The organism is Variovorax sp. WDL1, assembly GCF_001541225.1.
Lineage (GTDB): Bacteria > Pseudomonadota > Gammaproteobacteria > Burkholderiales > Burkholderiaceae_C > Variovorax.
Map to the genome: position 1 here is coordinate 26,382 of NZ_LMTS01000300.1, position 1,377 is coordinate 27,758.

Sequence of the window (1,377 nt, forward strand, 5' to 3'; positions counted from 1 at the left end):
GAGGCCATGCTGCCCAGCACCGAGCGCAGCCGCGCTTCCGAGTCGATGAGGAACTGGCCGCTCGCGACCACCTGCTCACCTTCCGTCAGCCCTTGCAGGACTTCGATGTCATCCCCGAGGTCCGCGCCCAGCGACACGTCCCGCGGCTCGAACGCGTCCGTGTCCTTGCGCACGATGGCGACGGCGCGCCTGCCCGTGCGAATGACGGCTTCCGATGGAACGACCAGGCGCGTGCTCGTGGCGCCGGACACCTGCAACCGCAGCAACATTCCGGGGGTGAGCCTGCCCTGCGCGTTGTCGACCTCGAAGCGGGCCTTCAGGGTGCGCGTGGACGCGCTGACCTCCGGGAGAATCTCCTTCATCTCGCTCTCGAACGCTTGGGAGGCATCGGCCTGCAGGACCGCCCTGACCTTCTGCCCGGGCATGAGGCGCACCGCCTGGACCTCGGGGACCTCGGCCACCGCCCAGACTTTTTCCAGGCCTGCAATGCGGAACAGCGTCATGCCCGGCGTGACCGCCACGCCTTCGCGGGCGCCCAGCTCGACGATGACGCCGCTGGCCGGCGCCGTCAGAACGAAGCGGGCTTGCGCCGTGCCGGTCTTTTCGCTCTGGCGGACGATTTCGGGCGGGATGGACATGGCCCGCATGCGGTCGCGCGCAGCCGCCACGAGATCCGGCGACACGCCTGCACGCTGGAGCGCAAGCAGCTCGTTCTGGGGACCCAGCCATTCCGGCGCGAAGATCGTGGCCAAGGCCTGCCCCTTGCGCACCCGCTGCATCGGCGCCCGGACCGAGAGCCGCTCGACATAGCCCGCGACGCGGGTCTGGACCGCCACGTTGAGCCGCTCGTCGAACTGCACCGTCCCGATGGCGTCGAACGACGAAGAAATCTCGGCTCGCCGCACTGTCCCGTATCGAATGCCGAGGTTCTGTTGCACACCGGGACTGATCTTCACGCCGCCGGCGCCGGGATCGCTGTCGGCGTACACGGGCACCAGCTGCATGTCCATGAAGGGGGACTTGCCGGGCTTGTCGAAGCGAGGGCCCGGGACCATGGGATCGTGCCAGTAAAGCACCTTGCGGCCGCCCGTGCTGCTCGGCGCCGGCGAGGGCGCCATGGCACTCTCGGACGTGCGGCCCGTGGTGCGGCCGGCGTAGAACGCGCCGCCCGCGATCAGCAGGCCGGCCAGCAGCGTCAGCGCCGTCAGGTGTGTGCGTTTCATGGTGAGACCTCGGAGGAAAGCGGACGGAAGGCCAGTTGCGCCTGGACCTTGGCCAGGTCGCGCTGGAGCGTCAGCCGCTTTCGCTGCACTTCGACTTCGGCATGCCGCGCCTCGAAGAGCGTCACCAGGCCTGTCTGGTTGGAGCGGTAGGGGG

Annotated in this window: 1 protein-coding gene; it reads right to left on the reverse strand. The window is 69.1% G+C overall.

Features of this window, described 5'->3' with window-relative positions; all coding sequences use genetic code 11:
• Positions 1-1,223: efflux RND transporter periplasmic adaptor subunit (locus APY03_RS35660; protein WP_232324534.1), on the reverse strand; the 1,223-nt coding region annotated here is incomplete at its 3' end.
• Positions 1,224-1,377 lie beyond the last annotated feature (154 nt).